The organism is Paenibacillus sp. CCS19, assembly GCF_033239625.1.
In the GTDB taxonomy this organism is placed as follows: Bacteria; Bacillota; Bacilli; order Paenibacillales; family Paenibacillaceae; genus Paenibacillus_T.
In genome coordinates, this window is the sequence record NZ_BTCK01000001.1 from 187,804 (window position 1) to 213,167 (window position 25,364).

General features: G+C 44.1%; 31 protein-coding genes and 1 pseudogene. 31 read left to right on the forward strand and 1 reads right to left on the reverse strand.

The features are described 5' to 3' along the window. Window positions 1-55 precede the first annotated feature (55 nt). From SBI19_RS00970 to SBI19_RS01020, 11 genes and pseudogenes are all read left to right on the forward strand, one after another. Window positions 56-199 carry a hypothetical protein gene (locus tag SBI19_RS00970; RefSeq protein ID WP_317964327.1) on the forward strand — a complete coding sequence of 48 codons (144 nt, stop codon included), beginning with the start codon at window positions 56-58 and terminating at the stop codon, window positions 197-199. 144 nt (window positions 200-343) lie between these two features. Continuing rightward, complete coding sequence (locus tag SBI19_RS00975) at window positions 344-901, forward strand: SLOG family protein (RefSeq protein WP_317964328.1); 558 nt, start codon at window positions 344-346, stop codon at window positions 899-901. A 130-nt stretch (window positions 902-1,031) separates the two neighbouring features. Next, window positions 1,032-1,562 carry a GNAT family N-acetyltransferase gene (locus tag SBI19_RS00980; protein ID WP_317964329.1) on the forward strand — a complete coding sequence of 177 codons (531 nt, stop codon included), beginning with the start codon at window positions 1,032-1,034 and terminating at the stop codon, window positions 1,560-1,562. A gap of 65 nt (window positions 1,563-1,627) precedes the next feature. Further along, the gene (locus tag SBI19_RS00985) at window positions 1,628-3,127 is read left to right on the forward strand and encodes an IMP dehydrogenase (protein WP_317964330.1); all 1,500 of its coding nucleotides are present in this window, start codon (window positions 1,628-1,630) and stop codon (window positions 3,125-3,127) included. Between the two features lie 110 nt (window positions 3,128-3,237). Next, a complete protein-coding gene (locus SBI19_RS00990; RefSeq protein WP_317964331.1) occupies window positions 3,238-3,471 on the forward strand; it encodes a DUF3892 domain-containing protein in 234 nt (77 codons plus the stop codon). 175 nt (window positions 3,472-3,646) lie between these two features. Then, window positions 3,647-4,534 carry a L,D-transpeptidase family protein gene (locus SBI19_RS00995; RefSeq protein ID WP_317964332.1) on the forward strand — a complete coding sequence of 296 codons (888 nt, stop codon included), beginning with the start codon at window positions 3,647-3,649 and terminating at the stop codon, window positions 4,532-4,534. Between the two features lie 302 nt (window positions 4,535-4,836). Beyond that, a complete protein-coding gene (locus tag SBI19_RS01000) occupies window positions 4,837-5,616 on the forward strand; it encodes a squalene/phytoene synthase family protein (protein ID WP_317964333.1) in 780 nt (259 codons plus the stop codon). 162 nt (window positions 5,617-5,778) lie between these two features. Beyond that, window positions 5,779-6,066 (forward strand): HesB/YadR/YfhF family protein, encoded by a 288-nt coding sequence (locus SBI19_RS01005; protein WP_317964334.1) that lies wholly within the window; start codon window positions 5,779-5,781, stop codon window positions 6,064-6,066. A gap of 522 nt (window positions 6,067-6,588) precedes the next feature. After that, window positions 6,589-7,776 (forward strand): hypothetical protein, encoded by a 1,188-nt coding sequence (locus tag SBI19_RS01010; RefSeq protein WP_317964335.1) that lies wholly within the window; start codon window positions 6,589-6,591, stop codon window positions 7,774-7,776. A gap of 40 nt (window positions 7,777-7,816) precedes the next feature. Further along, window positions 7,817-8,341: pseudogene (locus SBI19_RS01015) on the forward strand (GNAT family N-acetyltransferase). Between the two features lie 22 nt (window positions 8,342-8,363). Further along, window positions 8,364-8,693, forward strand: a complete 330-nt coding sequence (locus tag SBI19_RS01020; protein WP_317964336.1) for a hypothetical protein — start codon at window positions 8,364-8,366, stop codon at window positions 8,691-8,693. A 22-nt stretch (window positions 8,694-8,715) separates the two neighbouring features. On the opposite strand, the gene SBI19_RS01025 is transcribed toward SBI19_RS01020, so the two are convergent. After that, complete coding sequence (locus SBI19_RS01025; RefSeq protein ID WP_317964337.1) at window positions 8,716-8,991, reverse strand: hypothetical protein; 276 nt, start codon at window positions 8,989-8,991, stop codon at window positions 8,716-8,718. A 215-nt stretch (window positions 8,992-9,206) separates the two neighbouring features. Between SBI19_RS01025 and paiA the strand changes: the two genes are divergently transcribed. The 20 genes from paiA (at window position 9,207) to SBI19_RS01125 (ending at window position 25,223) form a co-directional block, all read left to right on the forward strand. Continuing rightward, window positions 9,207-9,725 (forward strand): spermidine/spermine N(1)-acetyltransferase, encoded by a 519-nt coding sequence (gene paiA / locus SBI19_RS01030; protein WP_317964338.1) that lies wholly within the window; start codon window positions 9,207-9,209, stop codon window positions 9,723-9,725. A 69-nt stretch (window positions 9,726-9,794) separates the two neighbouring features. Then, window positions 9,795-10,403, forward strand: a complete 609-nt coding sequence (locus SBI19_RS01035; protein WP_317964339.1) for a transglutaminase-like domain-containing protein — start codon at window positions 9,795-9,797, stop codon at window positions 10,401-10,403. Window positions 10,404-10,622: 219 nt separating this feature from the next. Further along, entirely contained in the window at window positions 10,623-11,096 is a 474-nt protein-coding gene (locus SBI19_RS01040; RefSeq protein WP_317964340.1) for a hypothetical protein, read from the forward strand. Next, window positions 11,093-12,853, forward strand: a complete 1,761-nt coding sequence (locus SBI19_RS01045; RefSeq protein WP_317964341.1) for an ABC transporter ATP-binding protein — start codon at window positions 11,093-11,095, stop codon at window positions 12,851-12,853. Before SBI19_RS01040 ends, SBI19_RS01045 begins: the two co-directional genes overlap by 4 nt. Next, window positions 12,850-14,634 carry an ABC transporter ATP-binding protein gene (locus tag SBI19_RS01050; RefSeq protein ID WP_317964342.1) on the forward strand — a complete coding sequence of 595 codons (1,785 nt, stop codon included), beginning with the start codon at window positions 12,850-12,852 and terminating at the stop codon, window positions 14,632-14,634. Before SBI19_RS01045 ends, SBI19_RS01050 begins: the two co-directional genes overlap by 4 nt. A 39-nt stretch (window positions 14,635-14,673) precedes the next feature. Further along, a complete protein-coding gene (locus SBI19_RS01055) occupies window positions 14,674-15,024 on the forward strand; it encodes a cyclic-phosphate processing receiver domain-containing protein (RefSeq protein ID WP_317964585.1) in 351 nt (116 codons plus the stop codon). A 386-nt stretch (window positions 15,025-15,410) separates the two neighbouring features. Then, the gene (locus SBI19_RS01060) at window positions 15,411-15,803 is read left to right on the forward strand and encodes an Imm41 family immunity protein (RefSeq protein WP_317964343.1); all 393 of its coding nucleotides are present in this window, start codon (window positions 15,411-15,413) and stop codon (window positions 15,801-15,803) included. A gap of 243 nt (window positions 15,804-16,046) precedes the next feature. Continuing rightward, complete coding sequence (locus SBI19_RS01065) at window positions 16,047-16,499, forward strand: hypothetical protein (protein ID WP_317964344.1); 453 nt, start codon at window positions 16,047-16,049, stop codon at window positions 16,497-16,499. 204 nt (window positions 16,500-16,703) lie between these two features. Next, a complete protein-coding gene (locus SBI19_RS01070) occupies window positions 16,704-17,273 on the forward strand; it encodes a YdcF family protein (protein ID WP_317964345.1) in 570 nt (189 codons plus the stop codon). A gap of 234 nt (window positions 17,274-17,507) precedes the next feature. After that, the gene (locus SBI19_RS01075) at window positions 17,508-17,987 is read left to right on the forward strand and encodes an SRPBCC family protein (protein ID WP_317964346.1); all 480 of its coding nucleotides are present in this window, start codon (window positions 17,508-17,510) and stop codon (window positions 17,985-17,987) included. 66 nt (window positions 17,988-18,053) lie between these two features. Then, a complete protein-coding gene (locus SBI19_RS01080) occupies window positions 18,054-18,743 on the forward strand; it encodes a hypothetical protein (RefSeq protein WP_317964347.1) in 690 nt (229 codons plus the stop codon). Between the two features lie 255 nt (window positions 18,744-18,998). Further along, window positions 18,999-19,436: a GNAT family N-acetyltransferase gene (locus tag SBI19_RS01085; protein ID WP_317964348.1), complete on the forward strand. Its 438-nt coding sequence runs from the start codon at window positions 18,999-19,001 to the stop codon at window positions 19,434-19,436. A 42-nt stretch (window positions 19,437-19,478) separates the two neighbouring features. Continuing rightward, window positions 19,479-19,853 carry a hypothetical protein gene (locus tag SBI19_RS01090; RefSeq protein WP_317964349.1) on the forward strand — a complete coding sequence of 125 codons (375 nt, stop codon included), beginning with the start codon at window positions 19,479-19,481 and terminating at the stop codon, window positions 19,851-19,853. Between the two features lie 130 nt (window positions 19,854-19,983). After that, entirely contained in the window at window positions 19,984-20,478 is a 495-nt protein-coding gene (locus tag SBI19_RS01095) for a DinB family protein (protein ID WP_317964350.1), read from the forward strand. A 256-nt stretch (window positions 20,479-20,734) separates the two neighbouring features. Then, window positions 20,735-21,430, forward strand: coding sequence for an MBL fold metallo-hydrolase (locus SBI19_RS01100; protein WP_317964351.1), 696 nt, complete (start codon window positions 20,735-20,737; stop codon window positions 21,428-21,430). A gap of 252 nt (window positions 21,431-21,682) precedes the next feature. Next, a complete protein-coding gene (locus tag SBI19_RS01105; RefSeq protein ID WP_317964352.1) occupies window positions 21,683-22,033 on the forward strand; it encodes a hypothetical protein in 351 nt (116 codons plus the stop codon). A gap of 84 nt (window positions 22,034-22,117) precedes the next feature. After that, window positions 22,118-22,885, forward strand: coding sequence for a nucleotidyltransferase domain-containing protein (locus SBI19_RS01110; protein ID WP_317964353.1), 768 nt, complete (start codon window positions 22,118-22,120; stop codon window positions 22,883-22,885). A 224-nt stretch (window positions 22,886-23,109) separates the two neighbouring features. Then, window positions 23,110-23,550, forward strand: a complete 441-nt coding sequence (locus SBI19_RS01115) for a GNAT family N-acetyltransferase (protein ID WP_317964354.1) — start codon at window positions 23,110-23,112, stop codon at window positions 23,548-23,550. Window positions 23,551-23,779: 229 nt separating this feature from the next. Then, window positions 23,780-24,325 (forward strand): O-acetyl-ADP-ribose deacetylase, encoded by a 546-nt coding sequence (locus SBI19_RS01120; RefSeq protein ID WP_317964355.1) that lies wholly within the window; start codon window positions 23,780-23,782, stop codon window positions 24,323-24,325. Between the two features lie 199 nt (window positions 24,326-24,524). Beyond that, window positions 24,525-25,223 (forward strand): MBL fold metallo-hydrolase, encoded by a 699-nt coding sequence (locus SBI19_RS01125; protein ID WP_317964356.1) that lies wholly within the window; start codon window positions 24,525-24,527, stop codon window positions 25,221-25,223. Window positions 25,224-25,364 lie beyond the last annotated feature (141 nt).

The following is a 25,364-nucleotide window of genomic DNA, read 5'->3' on the forward strand; positions in this document are numbered from 1 at the left end:
CACCCTAATTGTCGCTAGTCATTCATGCGAAGATGTGAAGGAGGCAGCGAAGCAGATGAGCCGCAAAGAAAAGAATTTTAATGGCCAGCAGCAGGCTTTCCGAGCAGCTAGTCAGCAGGCGGAAGACAATCAAGCCGCAGCGACGGAAACGAATCGTAACCAGAAGGGCCACCTTCCAAACAAGCCATCTACTGGCTAAGGGTACAACGAGAAGCACGAAGGCTGCACAAGCGAATCGCTTATGCAGTCTTTTTCATAATCATCTGTATTGGACCTAGACATGGACAGCGCTGCACGAACGGCGTTACAATCAACACATGTCGCAACAAGGAGATATAATCGGATGAAAAGTTTACTCGTTACCGGCTATCGCGCACATGAGCTCGGGATCTATGACCAGAAGCATAAGGGCATTCCCTACATACGCAAAGCGATCGAATCGCGGCTGGTACCGCTCATCGAGGAAGGTCTTGAGTGGATCGTTACGTCTGGCCAATACGGCGTGGACCTATGGGCTTGTGAAGTCGCGATTGCGCTCAAACAGACGTATCCGCAGCTGAAGCTGTCTATCCTTGCCGCTTACACGAACCCGGAAGAAAAGTGGAACGAAGTGAAGCAGGAGTATTACCGCGGCATTCTGCAGCATGTCGATTATTATGGCTTCGTCAGTAAGCAGCCTTACCAAGGCGTGTGGCAGTTGACGGCTCGCGATGAGCTTCTGCTGCGCCGCACAGACGGCCTATTGCTGTTCTACGATGAGGATGCAGGTGAAGCGAGCCCGAAGTATATGAAGCTGAAGGCGCAGAAACGTCATGCGGAGGATGGTTATCCGATTATGACGATTACGGCTGAGGATGTACAGACGATGGCGGAAGAAGAACAGCGGGACATGGAGTATTGACATTCATTGTGCAGATGAAGCACTTATACGGTACATCAATGAACAAGGCAAAGGCATCCATTCGGGTGCCCTTCTAATATGGTGCTATTGTGTTCCGACTTCAATGATAATGGAACGGGGGGAGATATCGATGCCTGAATACGTTCAATTAGTAAAACCAACGACGGAGCTTCGAGAAGCGTATTTGGATTTCTACCAAGAATGGGTCGATAGCGGAGAAGACATGGTACCTTGGGTCATTAGCAAGGACCCGACGGATTTTGATGCAATGGTGCAATCGCTATTGAACAACGAGAAGGATGAAAATCTGCCTGCCGGCTGGGTTCCTGATTCGACCTATTGGCTGGTTACTGCGAACAATAAAGTAATCGGTGCGGTGAACATAAGGCACCGACTATCTGAGAAGCTGTTCAACAGCGGGGGGCATGTCGGTTACGGGATACGCCCGACAGAACGCAGACAAGGCTACGCAACTCAGCTGCTGGCAATGGCGCTTGAGAAGACGAAGGAATTAGGGATCGAGAAGGTACTTGTCGTATGCGATGAATTCAATACGGCTTCCGCAAGGACGATTCTTAGGAATGGCGGCTCGGCGGATGTCAGCTTTACGGACGAGAATGGTAAGGAAGTGTTAAGGTTCTGGATCGATCATCACTTATGATTGACAGTCTAGCTGCAAATCTGTTATCTTGTTTTAAATTATAAAACGAAGAGGAGTTGAGAGCATTGGCACACTATTATATGGAACCATCCCGCACATTCAGTGAATTTCTGCTCATTCCGAACCTGACGAGCAAGACCTGCACACCGGACAATGTGTCACTGAAAACACCTATCAGCAAATTCAAGAAGGGCGAACAGCCTGACATCATGATGAATATACCGTTCACATCTGCGGTTATGCAGTCTGTCTCCGATCACAACATGGCGACTGCGCTCGCAAGATGCGGCGGTATTTCTTTTATTTTCGGCTCGCAGTCGATTGAAGATCAAGCGGCAATGGTGCGTAAAGTTAAAGAATATAAAGCGGGCTTTGTTGTGAGCCGCTCGAACCTGAAGCCTGAACAAACGCTTCGCGATGTGCTTCGCCTGAAAGAAGAGAACGGTCACTCGACGGTTGCAATTACAGAGGACGGAACGTCAAGCGGCAAACTGCTAGGCATCGTAACGAGTCGTGACTATCGGATGAGCCGCGATTCGCTGGACAAGCCAATCGGTGAGTTCATGACGCCATTCTCTTCCCTTATATATGGTGAATCGGGCATGTCGCTTCCCGAAGCGAACAACCTGATCTGGGACAAGAAGCTGAACTGTCTGCCGATTGTGGACGAGAACCAGAATCTGCAGCATCTCGTCTTCCGTAAAGACTATGATGCGGACAAAGAAAATCCGCTCGGCCTGCTGGATGCGAACAAACGTTACATCGTAGGCGCAGGCATTAACACGAAGGACTATATGGAACGTGTTCCAGCGCTGGTTGACGCTGGCGTCGACATTCTCGTCATCGACTCGTCGGACGGCTACTCGGAATGGCAATACGATACGGTTAAGTGGGTCAAAGAAAACTTTAACGTGAAGATCGGCGCAGGCAATGTCGTTGACCGTGAAGGATTCTTGTACCTCGTCGAAGCGGGTGCTGACTTCGTGAAGGTCGGCATCGGTGGCGGTTCCATCTGCATTACGCGCGAACAGAAGGGCATTGGACGTGGTCAAGCTTCCTCCGTTATCGAAGTTGCAGAGGCTCGCCAACAGTACTTCGAAGAAACAGGCATCTACGTGCCAATCTGCTCCGACGGCGGCATCGTGCATGACTATCACATTACGCTTGCCTTGGCGATGGGCGCTGACTTCGTCATGATGGGCCGTTATTTCGCTCGTTTCGACGAGAGCCCGACGAAGAAACTGAAGGTCGGCAACAACTTCGTGAAGGAGTTCTGGGGCGAAGGCTCGAACCGCGCTCGCAACTGGCAGCGTTATGACACGGGCGGCAAGCAATCGCTTGTCTTCGAGGAAGGCGTCGATTCGTACGTACCGTACGCAGGCACGCTGAAGGAAAACCTCGACAAGACGATCAGCAAAATCAAATCGACGATGTGCAACTGCGGCTCGCTGTCGATCGAGCAGCTGCAGCAGACCGCACGCATTACGCTCGTATCGGCGACAAGCTTGGTCGAAGGCGGCGCGCATGACGTTATGCTGAAGGACAGCACGATGTCCGGCGAATAAGCTGGCACGAGGTAATCAACATGATGGAAACTCGGTTCTCTCCCGGAGAACCGAGTTTTTTGTATAGTTTTGCTCAGAATGCTCAATCTATGGGTAAGGAGGGATTCAACATGAGCGATAACATCGAGCAAGTTGTAGCCGTTCGTAAAAATGGCGACGGCGATATCGTAGACCTCAAGCTGACGTCTGGCCGAGTGGTTGATTACAAAACCGCGCAAGCGATGGTTAAGAACAACGAAATCGAGCATCTCAACGTATTCCGGGGGCGTGACGGGGATGAGCATCTTCGTTCTGATCCGGATGGAAGAACCGATAACAATCTAGACAATTTGCCTACGTTTTGAAGCCGACAGCAGCGTAGAGTATTTACGAACAAGAGCCCTGATGATCAGATCAGGGCTCTTTTTGATGCAATATTTTAGGAAATTTTAAGTGATGACCTTGGCTGTCCCGCTCATATATTGATTCATCATCAATATAGGAATGGGAGGGAGTCTGGTTCTGAAACCGCAGCTAAGAATGACGGGAATCGTTACGATTGTAAGCCTGCTATTGTGGTTACTGCTGCCTTTCGCTAACGCAAGCGGCGCTGCTGCTATCGATGAGGGCAGCGATCAGCTCATAGTCATTAATAAGAAGACGAATAAACTCGCCTTCTTCGAGGGCGGGCAGCTCATTCGGACGTTCTCTGTCGCAACGGGTCGAACGAATAAATTGACCCCTGAAGGAAGCTTCGAGATTGTGAACAAAATCAAGAACCGTCCGTACTACAAAGAGCATATTCCTGGCGGCGATCCAAGGAATCCGCTCGGCGACCGTTGGATGGGGCTTGATGTGAATGGGACCGCAGGCACGACTTATGCGATTCACGGCAACAATAACAGCAAGTCGATCGGCAAGTATGTCAGTTCGGGTTGCATTCGGATGTACAATGAAGATATTCATTGGCTGTTCCCGCAGATCAAACTTGGTACGAAGGCGGTAATAACCAACTCGAAGCTCACGATGACTGAGATTGCCGAGAATAATGGCTATTCGGTGCTGAAAGATTATGACGGCAAGCTCGTTGTGAATGGCAAGGTCATTGAGCTTAAGCGTCCTCTCGCCATCCTTGGTTCGCAGGTATTCGTTCCAATGCGTGAGCTGTTCGGGCTGCTAGGAGCGAAGGTTACTTGGAATAATGAGAAGAAGACCGTTACCGCCGTCGTTGGAGATCGTACATTAGTGCACACGCCGCTGACGAATGCCGTCAAACTGAACGGTGAGACTGTACAAATTTCAGCTTCACGGGTCATTGCGAATTCTACGATGCTGCCGCTGCGTAACATTTCGGAGTTGACGGGATTCAAGGTCGTCTATGACGCGAAGAAGAAAGAAATTCGGGTTACTGGCGGAGCAGAGAAATAATCGAGCGTTTTGTATTGTGTGCGGAGACTCGTGATTTGATCTTGTTTCATAAGAGCTATGATACAGTTAGTGGCAGCAGGGGATAATGGAAAGTTCCTCGACTGCCGCTTTTTTACATAGCTAGGGCATGTCAGTATGAAACTGTCATATATTAATGGCAATCCTGTGCTATTCGTCACAACTTCCTCATTTGGTCATCGGACCAACGTATGGTATCATAAAGAAAAGACGGGTAATACACGAAGAACGCGAAGTATTAGTTGGAGGGGTTTGTCATCACTAACGTTGTGTTGAATGATGCTATGACAATGCTGGAACAAACGAGCCGGACGTTCTACATTCCGATCAGCCGACTGGTTCCAGGCTTGAAGGAAGCCGTAACATCCGGTTATTTGTGCATGCGTGCGATAGACGAGATTGAAGATCACGAGCAATTGCCGGACAACCTGAAGAGCAGTCTGCTCAGCGGGATTCGCGATGCCCTTCATACGGAACAACCGCTCGAAACGATTACGAAGCTGCTGGCGCCGCATCAATCGGAACTGCCTGCCGTTACGCTGCAACTGAACGACTGGCTGGTCCTGTGCCCACCAACTGCACTGCCGATTGTACAGCGTTATACAGCGAAAATGTCCGAGCAGATGGCGGAATGGGTCCACACGGGCTGGGACATTCGAACGGAAGAGGATCTGGATCGGTATACATACAGCGTTGCCGGCATGGTAGGCGAGATGTTGTCCGAGCTGTGGCAGTGGTACGATGGAACGGCATCGGATATGAACAAAGCGGTCGCTTTCGGCAGAGGGCTGCAAGCCGTCAACATTATGCGCAACCGAGACGAGGATTTGAAGCGCGGCGTCGATTTCTTCCCGGACGGCTGGAACTTGAAGGACATGCTTCAATATACGAAGCGCAATCTGAAGTTGGCTGACGATTATATTGCAGAACTGAAGGACGGACCTGCAATGAGCTTCTGCCGGATCCCTCTGGCGCTTGCTCACGCAACAACGAATCTGCTGTCGGTTGGCGGCAATAAGCTGACGCGTGCGGCTGTGCTCAAGATTGTCGGCTCCTTGAACTAGAGCAGAGAAGAAGCCGCGCCGGCCGCGGCTTTTTCTGTGCGTACAGCTGCGTCGATCTTGGCATGGAATGGACGAACTGTGATAATTCGCATTTGAGAACGGCGCGGACTCACGATACTATAAGATCAGGAACATATCCTTCGGAGACAGGAGCTGCTGGCGATGAGAATTATTGTGGATGGGGCGGTTGCGCGCTGGTACATTGATGAGATGGAGCTGCAGCCTGGCGATCAGCTTCATATTTATGTTCGGCTCGGAGGCTGCGGCAGCGTCGTGCCCGGCATGAGCCTAGGCATCATTAAGGAGAACTCGAGTGCTCCGCGCATTCGGGTCGAGAGCGAAGGCATCGAATTTTACATGCTGGAGGATCAGCTCTGGTATTTGGAGAATAAGGACTTATATTTGCAATTCGAACCACAGGGTGACGGCGTCGGCTTTAAGGTCGCGTAGGTCGCTTAGAGGATTAATCGGATAGAAGATGGATGAAGGAAAGCCGCAGATTTCTGCGGCTTTTTTTATTTGGGCAATAATGGCGATTGGGGAAGGGAGGATTTGGTAATAAGGACGAAGAAAATAAAGGTGTTGGGCAGCGACTCTGCAAGTATGGTGTGTTGGGGACTGGCTGTCTGTCCGAGATGTGTTCAACGGTTGCAGGAGCGGCTAATGTGCCGAAAAGATAGGATTTGCTGGACCAACGGTTGTGAGCGGAGCTATTCGTGCTGGTAAAGGCGATTCTATTGTGAAAATACAGCAATAGACTCTATGGCAACCGTTGGCTTGATAATAGACATGTTCCCTACGGAATAGGCGCGTTGGCGACCTTTACCTGCCGTTCGGGTTCGGAGCGAGTTTATAAAAAGACTATGGATGCTGCTGGTACCCCTTTGTTGTTCCGGTCCAGCTAGGTTCGTCATACAAAGGAGAGTAATGATGAGCTCGTATTTAGATCTTATCGTAGTTAGGGGAGCGGAATTGCTTCGCAACCAATTAAATAAAGATGCGAATTTGGTTCCAGGGAGTTATTTCTTGATCGAGGGGAAACATGACACAATCGGCATTAGCTTGGAAGAAAGCACGAAATCGATCGCAAAGCTCGCCGCGAAGATCTCTACCAAACTGGATACAGTCGTCATCAATCTGAAGGACAATGATTTATTCTGGGCATGCACGTTTTATCGAGACGGGACCGCGGTTTCTTCTATCCGTCATGGATATGATTCTCTCCAATCGGACTTCATCGAGGAAGTGTTGCTGCCGCTTATCGCGGATTCATCAGCATATGAGGAGTTACTTCATCAACTTTTGTCATCAGCGTTGAAAGGTCAGACATTGATAAAGTTCCTGCAAGCTTTCGGGCTTGAACCTTATCAAGGAATGGAATATCGCTTTCTGGAATTGGAAGATCGCGATGAGTTGGAACGAAAGCATATTGTATTTTATGAAAAGAGCAACCCTAAGAAGTTGACTGTCAGGGCTATTCAAGATGTGATCGTTCATCATGCCGGAGAGTTTCTTCAGTCGAAAGGGTATAGGTATCAAAATAAGACGAATGATAGAGTCTTATTCTTGAAACAGATAAACGGATATCGATACGAGATCATGTTCAATCTTGCGACTAAACAGTGCGTTGTCATTACATACATGCATCCCTCTTTTGATGAAGAGGATATTGAATGGCTGCAGCAGCATGGATATACACGATTTATTCATTTTGCTACCCAAATTGAACTTGTGAAGGGTCTCGACCAATTGTTGATTGATATCGCTGAAGTAGGTATTCCCTGGCTGGAATCTAATGAGATGGAAGACATGGATCTCCTTTCCGTGTATGAGGGCTTGGTTGATCCGACCCTTGCAAAGTATGGATACGAGAGGACTCAAACAGACGATCGTTTAATCGATACTGGAGGCATCGTCGTTTATCAAGGTAAGTATACTATCGTGTTCCAGCACGTTGTGATGAGGGGGAAATTCCGCGCATATGTAGATCAAATCCATTTCGATGAATATTTCATCAGGTCGCAAATGGCTGCACATATGATGAACGATGAGAAACTAGTACCTGTAGACAGCAGAGGATTTAAGAATACGGAGGAATTTCGCAAGGAGATGAGCAAATACCTTCATTGGCTCGAGTGTTTTCTGACAACTGGTTATTAGAGGACCGCTGGCGAGAATTCGGAAAATGAAGGAGATCGCGATGATTCGTAAAATGACGCATTTCAACCGGTGTGACTTCAACAAGTCGAACGAGGGCTTTATGGTAATTGGTCGTATTGTCCCAAGCTATAAGGACGGTAAGTGGACTTATACGGAGGAACTCCTGACTAGTCCGTACTTCAAGCAATATGAACATGAAGTAATCGACGATTGCTATATGAATGATGAAGATAAAGCCGTATTTCTATATTACTCGGATGAGAAGTGTGTTGGACAAATTCAGCTGCGTTCGAATTGGAACCGGTTTGCGTATATCGATCATATTGGCATAGCCGAGACTTGGAGAAGACGAGGGATCGGGTCCGAGCTGCTTGCATAAGCGATCCAATGGGCGAAGGGGCTTGGCCTGCAAGGTTTGATGCTGGAAACGCAGGATATTAACTTGTCAGCCTGCCGGTTCTATGCGAGAAATAACTTCAGCATAGGCGGTGTAGATTCCATGCTGTACGCTAATTTGCCTTCGGTTGCAGGTGAGAAGGCTGTGTTCTGGTATTGCAAGTTCTAATTAACGGCAGGAGGTTTGGACGATGAAGCTTTCGCTTATAGGGCTGACAGGATCATTCCTTAGCATTGTATTGAGCGTGATTCTCATGTTCTGGAACCCTTATTCGAGCCAAGAGGTAAGCAATTATACGATGCTAGTGATACTTATTATGCTGGTCATTCCCGCTTGTGTTGGCGTCGTAGCCTCGATCTATAAGCTTCGATACTTGATGGGGATCGCGCTGGTCTGGTCCCTGCCCATGGGCGTTTACTTGTCGATTGCTTCGATCCCAAGTGTATTCAATCTGTATGCCGTAGTTCTTCTTATGTATCTGGCGTCTGCCCTCATGATGAGAAGAGGCGGGGTTGTATAGCAATCACCTCCTTCCATCACGATTACTCCGTGGCCTCGATCTTGTTGATCCTCCCCGAAAATTTATCGATGTAAAGCCATTCTGCTTCTTTCAATTGTTCGACTGGCGTCAATTGAATGACCCAGTTTCCCTTCTCGCTGATTGCTTCGCCAACTTTCCATCGGAATGACTCTGCGGCGTTATATCGTTCGGCGATTTGAATCGCCTCGGATCGAGACGTTGTGAAGTAGTCGTACATAAGAATTGCGACAATAGCTAATAAGAAGACGAATGCCACGCGTCTTAACGGTTGTCTCATCGCTAACCTCCACATTACTTGGATAACATATCGACGTTATTCGTTTATAGAAGTTGCGTATTTGATGGATTGAATATACTATCATATATATGCATATTTATACAGCGGATAGGTGGTTTCGTCTGTTTTTGTTGCAAATGCAACAAAATTATTGTATGCTTTGTTCTCTACAATCAAACCATTCAGCTAGCTACCGTAAAGGAGAACCAAATCATATGACAATAGATATAAAGAAGTGCAGCATTGATGATCTGAGCATCCTTCAAGAGATTAGTATTGAAACATTTACGGATACCTTCAGAGATCACAATTCGCCAGACAATATGACTGCTTATCTGGACAAAGCATTTAACTTACCGCAATTAGAACAAGAATTATCCAACGCTGCTTCAGCGTTTTATTTTATATATTTCAATAATGAAATTGCTGGGTATCTGAAGATCAATACGAACGAGGCCCAAACGGAACCAATGGGCGATGATTCGCTTGAAATCGAGAGAATCTATGTAAGAATGATCTATCAGAAACAGGGGCTGGGCAAATACCTAATCGATAAAGCGATAGAAATTGCTAGTGACTTCAATAAAAAGAAGGTATGGCTGGGAGTCTGGGAGAGGAATGAGCGGGCTATCGCATTTTATGCCAAATTGAAGTTTGTTCAAACAGGAGCTCATGCGTTCTACATGGGAGATGAAGAACAGATCGACTTCATTATGACTCGATTGCTCGATTGACCGATCTCATCGGTACGAAGTTTGAACAGGCACTCCTGTGTAAGTCATTCTGTGGGAGAGGTGAAAGCGATGAATTTGATTTGTGATTCAGAGGATTTGGATGATTATCTGGCTGTATCGGAGGAAGTGGACTATCACGACCCAGCTATCGTGCGGTTGAGCGCTAGTTTGTCGGAAGAGGGCAAAGACACGATTGACTTCATTCGAAGAGCTTTCGAATTCGTACGGGATGAGATTCATCATTCCTGGGATTTACGCAGCGATCGGGTGACTTGCTCTGCGTCTGAAGTGCTGCGATATCGGGAAGGCATCTGCTATGCGAAATCCAATCTGCTGAGTGCGATTCTAAGAAGTGCGGGCATCCCTACTGGCTTCTGCTATCAGCGTCTAACACTGGGAGATACGCCGGACACGGGCTATTGCATTCATGCGCTGAATGCTGCTTATATTGCAGAGTTAGGCCGATGGATTCGGTTCGATGCAAGAGGCAATAAACCAGGGATTGAAGCGGAATTTTCATTGCATGAAGAGAAACTCGCGTTCCCCATTCGGCAGGAATATGAGGAGGTCGATTACCCCGTGATCTACGCAGCACCCAATCCGAAGACGATTGAAACGCTCCGGCGGAACACGAATTGTGTGGAAATGTATCAGCATGGTTTGCCGCAGGAGTTGTAGGGATTACAACAAATGATTTTATCTATTGTGATGCCTCTCACTAGAGCAGTAATTACAGACCCTCCGATATGGAGGGTTTTTCATATTTTATAAGATAATGTTTGTATTCTGTTGCGTTCAGGGTATAGAAAAAAGGATAGATTTACAAAATAGTAATCTTTCAGTACGATGTTAGTCTGCGGTTAATAGTTCCATTTCGATGAAAAGGACGGCGTCACCATGCCAAAGGCGAAATTATGGAATGGGTATTTCAATTTGTTCATCCGAACACCGATAGCAGCACTGTGCTTCATTATCGCGCTTATCGTCGGACTCTCGCTGCTGACGAGCAGCATCACCGTGCGTGAATACATCTCGGTTCAGGCGCATGTGGGAGATGGGAATAAGGATGATGCTGGGGGAAATTTACTAGCCGCCAAGCTGGATAAAAAGCTTGAATCGATTGAACTTCATGTGGGAGACGATGTTGTCTGGTATGTCGAGGACAGCGGTAATCGCTATGATGGCGAGATTGCGAGTATTGAAGCTAGCGACGTTGGCAGCACTGTGCAAATTCGGACGGATGCTGGGCAATGGGATACGGCTATGAAGGAGGCAGACAGCCAAGATTCAAAGATAACGGTTGATCTGCCAGTAGGCAAGCAGTCGGTGAAAGAGAAGTTGTTCGGCAGCAAAGGGGGAGACGCACAATGACAACCGTAACGATTCGCAGTGCGTTGACCGCGCTATGGCCGATCATACGGCGGTACAAGCTCAGCTTCTTGAATCTATTCCTCTGTGTACTTGTAACCTCGATTATCGGCATGGTCTATCCGTATTTGTTCGGCATGCTCGTTGACGAAGTGTTCTATCATCGCAATCTTGGCTTCTTCAAATTCATCGTGATCGGCTATGGTCTCATCTACCTGACGGAGCAAGGACTGCACCTCGTGCTCAACAGCGTTTGGACCTACATGGTCACTCGCTTCACCTTCGATATCCGCAAGCGGCTGTATGAACGCATCGTGTCGCTCAAAGCTTCGTTCTTCCATACGAGCAGCACAGGGGAAATGATGACGGTCATCAATCGGGACGCGGAAGAAGCGATGAACCTGATTCACTGGAATATTTTCTACCTATCTGCGAATGCTCTGCGGCTCATGACGGCGATCGGGTTCGTGCTGTATGCCAATCTGTACCTTGGACTGCTCATGATTCTGGTGGTTCCTGTCGTTACCTTCACAACGCTTGCATTCACGCAAGCGACGAAGAAGCGGATGGATGCACAGCGCAAGCAGTACGGCAAGCTGATGGGCTGGTGCGTCGAGATGCTGTCCGGTCTGCGAGATATTCGACTGATGGGTGCTGAACGCTACACATCCCGTCAGTTTGTCGATAGCATTGTTACTTATATGCGATTGAAGAACAAGACCAGTGCGATTCAATTCGGTACGGATCGGGCGGTTGGGTTCGTCACGCTCGTCTCGGATCTTACGCTTTATGTGGTGGCGAGTTTGTTAATCGTGAAGGGTCATTTGACGCTTGGCGGTTTCATCGCGATGATCGAATATTTCTCCCGGGCGAATGGGCTGCTGCGGAATATGAGTGGAGCCAATGGCCGTCTTCAGCAAAATAAAGTCAGTCTCGCGCGTGTCATTGCGCTTCTCAATGAAGAGACAGAGCCGGCGATGAAGGATGCGCCGAAGCTGCAAGTGACGAGCGGAGACATAACGTTCGACAATGTCTCCTTCCGTTATCGGCCCGATACGCCGGTGCTGTCGGGCATCAATCTGCGAATTTGCGGCGGCGAGACCGTCGCGATCGTCGGCAAGAGCGGAGGCGGCAAGAGTACGCTCGTCTCGCTGCTTCTTCGGATGTATGAGCCTGATGAAGGAGAGATCCGAATCGACGGTGTGCCGATCTCTGAATGCAGCCTCGCGTCTGTTCGGGAAGCGGTTGGAGCGGCTTTGCAGGAACCTTATCTATTCGAAGGAACGATTCGCTCGAATCTGCTATGGGGAAGCGGCACGCGAACCGATGAAGAACTATGGGAAGCATGCCGCAAGGCATCGATTGCCGAAGATATTGTGCGATTGCCAAGCGGGTTGGATACGTTGTATGGCGGCAGCGGTGGTGTAACGATGTCAGGCGGTCAGCAGCAGCGGATTGCGCTGGCGCGAACTTTTCTAAATCAGAAGCGCATTATTGTGTTCGACGAAGCAACCTCGGCGCTTGATGGTGAAGCCGAACATGCAGTGAAGGCTGGATGGCGGCAGATCGGTGAGGAGACGACGGTCATGATCATTGCACACCGGCTATCGACGATACTGGAAGCGGATCAAGTTGCAGTGCTGGAGGATGGGCGTATCGCAGCATTCGGACCGCATGAGGAGCTGCTTCGAACAAGCGAAGCATACCGTACACTATTCAAAGCGCAGTATTCGGAGCTGGAGGAGGTGGCAGTAGGATGAAGAGGCGTTGGACGATGAAGCGTTGGACTTGGCTGCGTGCTTACGAAGGGGTATGGCAGAAACAGCGAAGACTGCTCTTCGGGCTTGCTGGTTTACAGCTTCTACTATTAGCGCTTGGCATGCTGTCACCGCTCCTATTCAAGCAGCTGGTTGACCGAGTGATGGTCGGGCAGAATCTGAATGCGTTATGGTGGATATGCGGCGGGTATATCGGAATCTATCTATTGGATAGTGCGATAAGAGGCGGACAGACGGCAGCTGGCAATCGGTTGTCCAATCGATTGACGTTCACGCTGCGGCGCTTGGTATGGGGACGGTATGTACGTATGCCGTTTGCCCAATATGAACGGATGAACAAGGGCGATCTGAAGAACCGGATCGAGCAGGACGTTGATGCGGTGGACCGTTTCTTCAGCAAGCAGTTGCTCGAATATGGATTTAGCTGGTCTTATCTGCTTGTCGGCGGTGTAATGATGTTCGCATTCAGTTGGCAGCTGGCATTGTTCGGCATGCTCATGGTGCCTGTGTCGTTCTGGATGGTCCGCTGGCTTGGCAAAGGCGCGCGGCGAACGTCCGAGCAATTGCGTCAACGGTTCGGGCAATATGAAGGCTGGCTTGCGCATTCGCTGCGCGGCTGGAAAGAGATCAAGGCAAACGGCATGGAGAAGCGGGTGACGCTGCAGTTCACGGTGCATTGGCACGCGATATCCAAGGCGTTCTTCCGGCAGCATATGTATTGGTACGGCAATCGATCGTTCCAAGCGGTGAAGGACTTCTTCATTACACGGATGAATGTGTATTTCATCGGTGGACTGCTGATCATCTACGGCGACATGTCGATCGGCACGCTGCTCGTGTTCATGATGTATTATGAGCAGTTCTTCTCTCACATTGGCAAAATCACCGAGATGGACCTGCAGCTCGCAGGCGATATTCCATCGCTTGAGCGTGTGAAAGAGATGATCGGGGAAACGTCGAAGCAGGATAAGATGTTCTCCGAAGGAGCTGTTGGGGTTGATGAGGTGAACGGTGAGGCTGAGGTCTCGCTGCATGCAATGACGCTGCAGCAGGTCAGTTATCGTTACGATGGCATGAATCGCGATGCGATAGAGAATATATCGCTCCAAGTGGAGCGGGGTTCGCGTGTTGCCATTGTCGGACGAAGCGGCTCTGGCAAGAGCACGCTGGCGAAGCTCATGCTCGGCATGTACGAGCCTTCGGTTGGTGAAGTGTGTGTTGGAGGACGGAGGATGACGGAAGTTCAGGCGAGTGCACTTCGCCGCGAGATTGGCGTTGTGATGCAGGACCCGGCCATCTTCAATATGTCGATCGCGGACAATGTCCGACTTGCTCGGCCAGACGCCAGCGATGTCGAGCTGGAAGAAGCCTGTAAGCTCGCGTACATGGACGAGTTTGTGAGTCAGCTGCCTGAGCGCTACGAGACAATGATCGGCGAGCGCGGTGTTCAGTTGTCAGGCGGTCAGCGCCAGCGGTTGGCGCTTGCGCGTGTTATTTTGTCAAAGGTGAGTATTGTGGTGTTGGATGAAGCGACCTCCATGCTCGACCATGCTTCCGAGGTGCAAATCAATGCAGCGCTCGAACAGCTGACAGGTGAGCGAACGTTCATCGTCATCGCCCATCGATTCTCCTCGGTCCGGAACGCGGATCGCATCCTGCTGATGGATAACGGGAGATTAGTCGATGAAGGCAAACACGAGGAATTGTGGGAGCGGAGCGAGCTGTATCGGATGCTGTTTCAGCAGAATGCGAAGGCGGTGTAAGAGCATTAATAAGAGAAAGGCGGAATCGTAGTGACAAATATCATCAATTTGTATGTAGACGATTTGCGAGACTGTCCGGATGGCTTTGAATTAGCTCGGACATATGGCGAAGCAATACATTTGCTTGAAACACATGACGTAGACATTCTGACACTTGATCATGACTTGGGAGAAGATGAGAATGGAGTTGAACTCCCTAACGGGTATGACCTTGTGAAGTACTTTTGTGAGAATGGCTTAAGAGCAAATAAGATTTATCTGCATACCGATAATCCAGTAGGAAGACGGAATATGTATGAGACGCTGTTGGCGGCGCAAAGAAGAGGCTTCATCGCTGAAGATATTGAGATTTACCATTATCCAATTACTGTGAACAAATATTCGGGGTAGATAGGTGATGTTGAGCCTAAGACCATTTTAGGAACTTTACTTAGGTCAGTCAGAGAATTCTGGCTGGCCTATTTATATGAGTTTTGATGATACGGGGAAGTTAATGATATCTATTAACTGGGATATTATAGTAGAATGGTGGTGGAGAAAATATCGTATGGTAATTGAAGGTGTAATAACGAGGATTGTGTTCACGAGTGAGAGCTGAAGGAGAGTACCGCGGTTTAGAAAGTTATCAGCTGTAAACGAATTAACGAACTTCGCAGATACAATCGCTTCAGGTGACAAAATGAAATTCGGAAGCTTGGGACTAGAGAGTAGATTTGCGAAATACAGAGAAATAGTAGTTATCGGAAATCCCAATAAATTAAACCTAGGAGAAAAGGATGTCAGAGGCAAATCTGGAACTGATAAATAATTATCAACTGAAGGAAGGAACATTTTTATATTCTTTATTAGAAGAAGGTGTTTTTAGTGAGCCTTACTTCTGGGACTACTACAATGCCGTAATAGATATTGTACGAGAAACAATGGATAAACCATTGGATAGAGAATTAACCCGAATTATTTTTTGGACATATAAACGAATAATGCGATCTTTCTTATGCCATTTTGAACTAAACGACATTTATATAATTAAAAACTTCCCAGAAGACAAATATATAGATTACTACGAAAGATTGGATTTTATGATTGAAGGGTATTTTGGAAGTTTTGTAATGAGTGAAAGACAATTTGGAGATTCAATTAAAAATCCTAAGTACCCTGATCTATATTAATAAGAAATAGAATGTTGATAGATTGGGCAAAGTAGAGGGACTTCCGATAACACCGTATTCATGCATCGGACCATCCGGCCCTCGGTCCGGCAGGGGCATTTCGGAGAAGTGGGATCAGCCGGAAAACCCTGCACTTGCTGAGTCCGTCGGACCCGGAGCATGCGCCCCTTAAGCCAGTGAGGGTTCGTGGATACAGAGAACGTTAGATGAAACAACTGCATGATATTTAGAGAGGGTGATGTCATGGCAGCAGGATTTTATCAATTCTTTCTTATTCCTCGGGTGAATCAGGTTGTCTTTACTGAAGAAGGAATCGAATTCGTAGGAAAAGGTGCTCTGCTTTTCGATTCAATTGTTAATTACTTCGAGACACAACACCATATTACTAATTATTCTCCATCTGATAAGTGGTCTTCTTTTGATGACGAGTGTTATTTTTCGTTTGATGATGGAAACAATAAATTTGATTTGGAACTTAATACCGGTACTAAAGAAGAAAGAATAACGGAGATATCTGTAATAACATCATTATTCAAACCACATGGAAATATATTAAAAACAATTGAAATCTGCAGCGGAATATGTAGTCAGTTTGATCTAATAGTTTGGGACATGAAATTAAAGAGAATTATTGATTTTAATGATTTTCAAGATACTAAAGAGATAATTAATAAATTCAATTCGTACCACAAATAAGATGAGTCGAGGAGGTAGTTGCATCACATAACACCGTAATTCACGCATCGGGCCATCCGGCCCTCGGTCCGGCAGAGGGATTTCGGGGAAGAAGGGCAGCCGGCCACATCCATCCCCCTAAGATAAGAGCTATCTTAGGGGGGATCGACGTCGTGAATACAAGACGTTATATGAAAGGAATGCAATCTGAGAGGAGTTAATCCATTGAGGTATCCCTTTGACTGTCTTACAGATCTTGTGTTTGTTCAAGAGGAAGAAATTCTTCCGGCTGACGTTATTTTGGTACCAGGTGGTACTCATAATATGCCAATGAAAATTGCTTCGGAATTATATAATTCCGGGATTGCTCCCTACATTTTACCCTCTGGTGGTTTTAGTACTAAGGTTAATAGAACAGAATGGGAACATCTCAGAGATATTGCTTTGTCGCAAGGTGTACCGGAGCGGAATATCCTTAAGGAAGACAAGGCTCTGAACACATTTGATAATGCTCGAAATTCGTGGAGTGTTTTGGTTGAAAGAAAGATCGGAGTAGAGCGTGCGATAATAGTGTGTAAATCATTTTTTTCTAGAAGAGCTCTAATGACTTATCAAACCGTTTTTCCGTCGAATATTAAGTTTCAAGTGATACAAGATGATATGCGTGTGAATAGACATAACTGGTTTCTTGATGAGACTGGTATAAAGCTGGTATTGACTGAAGCTGAGAAGATCACGAAATATTTTGGTCATCATATTCCGATTTGGGTCAAACAGAAAGAGCTGTCTAGCTAATTCATAGATATTCCCTTCATATAACACGGCATTCACGCTGCGGTTCTCTATCGGGCCCTTGGTCCGTCCGAGGAATTACGAGGATGTTGGGTCAGGCGGACAACCCTGCACACTGCCTAACCGCATCGCGACCGTTCCCTTCGGTCACTTATGACAGTGAGGGTTCGTGAATACAAAGACGTTATCGGAAATTACTATATAGTGAATATATAGATCAAGAAAGGTGGAGGTCGTTTGATTACTGTTAAGACTCAGATTGAGATCTCAGCGCCTATCCAGCTCTGCTTCGATCTAGCCAGAGACATCGAGATACATACGAAAACAGTTTGGAAACACACAAAAGAAAAAGCGATCGAGGGAGTTACCTCTGGACCAATCGGATTTGGTCAATCTGTAACATTTGAAGCCACTCATTTATTTATAAGACAGAAGTTGACCTCAAAAATAACTGAGTATAAAGAGACATATTTATTTGTAGATGAAATGCAGAAGGGCGCGTTTAAGAGTTTAAAACACATACATGAATTTATCGAACTAGATGGAAAGACTTTAATGAGTGATACATTGTATTTTGAAGCCCCATTTGGAATTCTGGGTCGAGTAGTTGAAAGAATCATACTTGAAAAATATATGAAGAAGTTCTTAGAACATCGAAATATTGAATTAAAGCGGTTGGCTGAAAAGAAAGTTGAAGGTAACTGGAGAAGCCACTAACTTCTGATAACACCATATTCACGCATCGGGCCATCTGGCTCTCGGTCCGGCAGAGGGGTTTCGGGGGTGTGGAAACAATCGGACAACCCTGCACTGGCTAAGTTCGTCGGACCCGCGATTATGCGCTTAAGCCAGTTAGGGTTCGTGAATAAAAAGACATGTAGAGAGATAATGAAGGAAGAAGAAATGAAAAGAAAAATCGGATTTTTTGAGGACAATAATACTGAAGACTTCGAACGGTTCGAAACAATTGTAAATTCAAATATTTATCATATACAGAATTCAGATCACTTTTCTAGAATCATTGTATGGTCAGTTGATGTGATTGATACTTTGTTGAGTTTTGTAAGAATAATGAAAGAGCCATACTTTTTACTTTATATCCTCAATGTAAGCAGGACAGGTCAGGAAACTGCTAGATATCAAAGTAATGAAATAGATTTTTTAGAACTTGAAAGGTTCTTTATTGAGTTCGGGGATTTTATTAAGAACGACAGTAGACATGATATTTGGATACATTCTCCTGGTTCGAATTCAACGATTGTTTACGATAAAGATAATTTAATTTATTTATATGGTGATATTAAAAGGTTTCAAGAGTTATTAATAACTAAGCAATTTTTAAAACAAATTGAATCGATTTATCTCCCTATTCCTCATACCCATTTATATCATCAAGAATTTGACCAACAAGAAGTTGATATTCTCCAATATTTAAAATGGCACATAACACCACTACGTGAAGAAGATTATTAAGATAACTCAAGTTGACACGTGCTTCATCTAACACCGTATTCCAGCATCGGGCCATTCGGCCCTCGGTCCAGCAGGGCATTTTCGGGGGAAGCGGGAGCAGCGGGATAACCCTGCACTGTCTAAGTCCGTCGGACCCGGGGCCGTCGCCCATTAAGCCAAGAGTGTTAATGAATACAAATACAAAGACGTTATGCGGAATTCTTATAAAGAGCAATTATTTGATTATTTAAACTCATATTTTCATGGGGGCTAGTCATGATTAATTTAAAGAACTATGAGTACCTTACAGAGGTTAAATCACTATTGGCCGAATGTATGATGGCTGGTAGCGATAAGATCGAACAAGAACTCTTAAAGTACAGTGAAGAAGATTCGAGAATACTTTTTGGAAGACTGATTAATAACGAGCTAGTAGGCTTAGTTGGAATAATTCAAATTTCAGCAGCTGAAGTTGAATTAAAACATATAGCTGTGAAATCTGAATTTAAGAATCAAGGAATAGGGAGAAAAATGATTCTAGAATATTTGCAGAATAGTAGGACAGTAAAAATGATTGCAGAAACGGATAAAGACGCAGTGAATTTTTATAGAAAAATTGGATTTGAAATAACGAGTTTGGGAGAGAAGTACCCAGGAGTAGAGAGATTTAAGTGCATTTTGTCGGTATCTCAAGGAGAGAGGAACTTCACCTAACACCATATTCACAATAACAACCAATGGAGGAAACTAAAGATTATGTATATTCGTTATCATGGAAACTATTGGAGTCCTCGTACAAATCAGCCATACGGTATTTTTGTTGTCATCTATCACTTACATCGTGACGGTAAGCTTCTAAAACATGATGGCGAAGTTTACTTAAGTACAAAAGAATGGTTTGAAGATAATTTACCAAATCCTCCTTATTATGATGAGAATAATAATTCAATGGGGGCTGTAACTTGGTTTAAGGAAAATGAAAAATCTATACAAATGGTTCAAAAGCTCAAAGCCTTTATTGAAATAGCTGCTAACTATAATGTAGAAATAATTAAATCCACCTCTGTGGATGTACCAGGTGAACTGGTGTACGAAGATGATTATCAGATTGGTGTAGTAATGAAAAATTAGCAGTAACTTGAGGGAGCAGAGGCCTTCGTATAACAACATATCTCACGTTTCGAGCCAACCGTCTCTTGGTCCGGCAGGGGCATTTCAGGGAAGTAATTGCGATTGGGCTCATAAAAACAGGAGTGAAACCATGGAGATCTATGAACTAATATTTGTTCAGTTAGTATGTAAGTTTGAAGAGATTAGGGATACATTGAAGAAGGGGTTAGAACAACTAGATGATGATGATATAAATTACCGACCTAATAATGAGAGTAATTCAATCGCAAATTTAGTTGTTCATATTGAAGGGAATATTAATCAAAGGATTGGAACAGGTATACACGGACATCGAGATATAAGATCTAGGGATCATGAATTTAGCAGAGATTTGAATGTTTCAAAAGATGAATTGATAGATAAGATTGATAAATCGTTCAAGCTTTTGATTGAAAGCGTAAAAGAATTACAAAATGAAGATCTAGTAAGAACGATAGAGGTACGAGGGAAAGCCAAGACAATATATGAAATATTACAACAGTGTGCAAGTCATTATTCAGAACACCTTGGTCAAATTCTTTACTTAGCGAAGATATGTTTAGGAGCATCGTATAAAACGACTTCAATTTACAAAAAGTCATATTAAATAAAATTGTTGAAATGATGGAACTATCTTTGCAAGCGATTTCAAAGGTGCTTGCAACATCGCCTAACACTATATCACGCATTGGGCCATACGACCCTCGGACTGGCAGTGGCATTTCGGTGAAGAGGGGAGCAGCCTGACAACCCTGCACTGGCAAAGTCTGACGACCTGGGCTGGCGTGCTTAAGCCAGTGAAGGTTCGTGAATACCAAGACGTTAGATGAAATAATTGCCAAGACCAAAGGAGAAAAAGCGAAATGCAATTGTATGCCGTAAAGTTCGGAGAATCGTTATTAAGCTCTAAATATATTTTTCGAGATGCTTCAGAAGAGTTAATTAGGATTTCATGGTCATACTACATAGCTAAGTATAATAATAAAACGATATTATTTGATGTTGGATTTCGTGACCCGATTACAGCTAATGAATGGGGTATAGAGCTGTGTAATGTTGACGAAGAAGTGATGAAAATAATAAACCTAGATCGCGTTGATGTTATTTTTATTACTCATAGTCATTTTGATCATATTGATAATATTGACTTGTTCCCTGATGCACAAATAATCATTAGTTACGAGGACTATCTACATGCTTTGGAAAGTGTGAACTCCAATGTTAAAAATAGACTTCTTAAAGAAAATGTAATGAAAATAAAAGATGAATATTTATTTGAGGATAAGTTTAAGTTTAAGGTCATAGGAGGGCATACAATCGGTTCATCTGTAGTCTATTTTGAACATAAACAAAAGGATTATGTAATTACTGGGGACGAATGTTACACTTGCGACAATCTATTAAAAACAAGACCAATTGGAGTATATTCGAGTTCAGAAAATAATGAATCATTTATTAATGAAGCTTTTGAAAAGGGATATATTCCACTACCATACCATGACATCACAATCTTTCAAACACATCATAAAGTATCCAATAATGTTGTCCAGATCTTTTAGTGTGTATCTAAAGGAAGGAAACTACTTCATATAACACCATATTCACGCATCGGGCCATTCGGCCATCGGTCCGGCATAGGGATATTTAAGGGAAGAAGTGGTAAGCGGAAAACCCTGCATTGGCTAAGTTCGTCGGACCCGGCTCACTGACTCCTTAAAACAGTGAGGGTTCGTGAATACAAAGACGTTATATGAAATACCATGAATCTGATAAAAGAATAATATTTAAAAAACTAGGAAGAGGGTATTATTATGAATTTACAAGAATTATTTAAAGAGAAACCAACTAAACTATGGAATGAAAGAATGATTGAATTTGGTGATGATCTATTTACACCAGAGCGCTTAGATCTTTGTGACAAGGTAATTGACAATTACATAAACAAATTGATCTCAACACAGGAAAGTGATGATCAAGATAAACTCATGAAATTAGTAGAAGAAATAGTAGTTGCCTTTAATGAGTTGAATGAAGAAAATGACTACTTTATCGAAACAATGGAACGAGAAGAATTAGCTGAGTTCATAGAAAAAGCAGCAATTCTAGCTGGATTAGAAGTAGAAGAAGGTCAAGATATAACGGAAGAATGGAGAGAGTGGTAAGAACAAATATCAAATCATAAAGAGAGTTCGTGAATACAAAGACGTTAGCCGAAAGAAGTTATTACATGTTTAGGAGGAGGCTGTATGATTTTAGAAAAAGTTATAAATAAAATTGTAATACAAAGTGAATATAAGGATTTTGTCGATAAGTATATAGGAAATTTACTTAACGAATTTAAAGGTAAGATTCATAGCATTTATATGTGTGGCTCGATTCCAAAAGGAACTGCTAAACCTTTTAAGTCAGATGCAGACTTTACAATTGTATGTGTAAATCCCAAAGATTTTGATTACGAAAAAGTGTCAAATATTAAAGACAGACTTTTGAAAGAATATCCAATAGTAACTAAGATTGATACGATCATTTGCTCGATTGACGATGTATTAAGTAAACCGAATGAGTGGGGTTTTTGGATTAAGATAATCTGTGTATGCATGTATGGTCCTGACGTTGGAGAAAAAGTGCCACCGATAATTATTTCTCCAGAGTTCATTTTAGACTTAAATACAGATACCAAGGAGGAAGTAGACCGTATACATCGTTTACTTTCTAATGCTAGTGATCACACAATGAAAACTAGATATATTAAAGGTTATTCTAAGAGATTAATACGTGCATTATACTCTTTGGTTTTAGAAGATACAGGTGTATGGCAAGACGACATTATGAAGATGAAGAATGCCTTATTAGACTATTGTGAGATTGACTCCGCTTTAGTTGATTATCTGTATGCTTGTTATTTGGATAGTGATGTCCTTGTTGAAGAGTTTCTGGAAATTGCAGACGAAGTATATAGCTATTTTGAGAACGCCTTGAATACAATGGCTGCTTCCAGAACTTCCTTCGGCTAACACCATATTGACGCTCGGAGTTACTCTGAGAAGCCAGTGATTACATCAAGCCCCCTAAGCCCATCGGGACGTCGCTGCAATAGTGGGCAGCCGGACAACCCTGCACTGGCTAAGTCCGTCGGACCCGCACTTACGCGCTTAGGCCAGTGTGGGTTCGTGAATACAAAGACGTTAGATAAAATAACGGCAAGAGTTATCTGTGTAGATTATTCAGGAGGTGGGGCATGACAATTACCTTCGAGTTTTTACAGATGAAACATTTAGGAGTAATCACTGAATGGCATAATGAGATTGAAACTCATAAGAGATTGTCAATAGAAGATATAAATGATTGGTTTAAAACAACTAGTAGTAGATTGGATTACTTCGTTTGGGTGATATACGAAGATAATGATCTAATAGGTGAAGTAATGGTTGAACTATTAGTTCATAAGAAAGCAGCAATTGCTTTTATTATAGATCCAGCACGAAGGCTCAAAGGATACGGAAAGAAAGTAATAAAAGAGTTGATTGATTATAGATTTTTAGATGAAATAAAAGAATTTGAAGCCTGGGTAGATGAAGACAATATAGGTAGTATTAAATGCTTAGAGGCTGTTGGATTCACAAAAGTAATAAAGCAAATTGATGATAGTCTAATAAAGTATGTATATGAAAGAAATTAAGAATTGAATGTAATTCATTAGGGCCATTACTTCATCTAACACCATATTCACGCATCAGACTTGACGGCCTTCGGCCCGGCAGAGGAATTTCGTAGGAGCAGGGGCAGCCAGACAACCCTGCACTGGATAAGTCTAACGACACGGGCTGGCGCCATTAAACCAGTGAGGGTTCGTGAATACAAAGACGTTATCTAAAAGTGATAAGAGCAAATGAGAGGAAGATATCATCATGGAAGCTTTAATAAATTCATCAGTTATTGAAGTTCTTAAAGGAGATATCACACAATCTCAATTGGAATGCATAGTTAACGCAGCCAATACTAGTTTACTTGGTGGGGGCGGAGTTGATGGTGCAATTCATCGGGCGGGAGGTACGGCGATCCTTGATGAATGTATAAAAATACGTAATAAACAAGGAAATTGTCCGGTCGGAGAAGCCGTAATAACATCTGGGGGAAATCTAAAAGCGAAGTACGTAATACATACGGTTGGACCTGTCTGGAATGATGGAAATAAAAACGAAAAAGAAAAGCTAAGGAATTGTTATATAAATTCATTAGATCTTGCAATGAAGTATGGAATCAGTAGTATATCATTTCCGAATATAAGTACAGGGATCTATAGATATCCAAAAGACCTAGCAGCTGAGGTTGCAATAATGAGTGTGATTGAATTTGTGAAGAGTAACTCATCTATCAAACATATTCAATTCGTTTGTTTTGATGAGGATAATGAAAGAATTTATAAAGGGGAATTAAGACGTATTTGTAAGTAGCACAGAAAGTGGTCACCTTAGATAACACCGTATTCGCACATCGGGCCATTCAGCTCTCAGCCCGGAGAGTGATCACGAGGAAGTAGGGACAGCCAGACACATAGATCCGCCTAAGATAAGAGCTATCTAAGGGGTATCGACGTCTTGAATACAACTATGTTAGATGAAATAATTGCCAAGACCAAAGGAGGTAAGCGAAATGCAATTGTATGCCGTAAAGTTCGGTGAATCGTTATTAAGCTCTAAATATATTTTTCGAGATGAAACTTCAGAAGACTTAATTAGGATTTCATGGTCATACTACATAGCTAAGTATAATAATAAAACGATATTATTTGATGTTGGATTTCGGGACCCGATTACTGCTAATGAGTGGGGAATAGAGCTATGTAATGTCGACGAAGAAGTGAAGAAAATAATAGACATAAATCGCGTTGATGTTATTTTTATAACTCATAGTCATTTTGATCATATTGATAATATTGACTTGTTCCCGGATGCACAAATAATCATTAGTTACGATGACTATGTTCATGCTTTGGAAAGTGTAAACCCCAATGTAAAAAATAGACTTCTTAAAGAAAATGTAGTGAAAATAAATGATGCATATTTGTTTGAGAATAAATTTAAGTTTAAGGTCATAGGAGGGCATACGACCGGTTCATCTGTAGTCTATTTTGAACATAATCAAAAGGAATATGTAATTACCGGAGACGAATGTTACAGTTGCGATAATCTATTAAAAACAAGACCAATTGGAGTATTTTCGAGTTCAGAGAATAATGAATCATTTATTAATGAAGCTTTTGAGAAGGGATATATTCCATTGCCATATCATGACATAACAATCTTTCAAACACATAATAAAGTATCCAATAATATAGTCCAGATCTTTTAGTGTGCATCTTAAAGAAGGCAACTACTTCATATAAAACCATATTCATGCATTGGTCCAGCCGGCTCTCGGTCCGGTAGAGGGATTTCGGGGAAGTGGAGGCAGCCGATTAACCCTGCACTGGCTAAGTTCGTTGAGACCCGG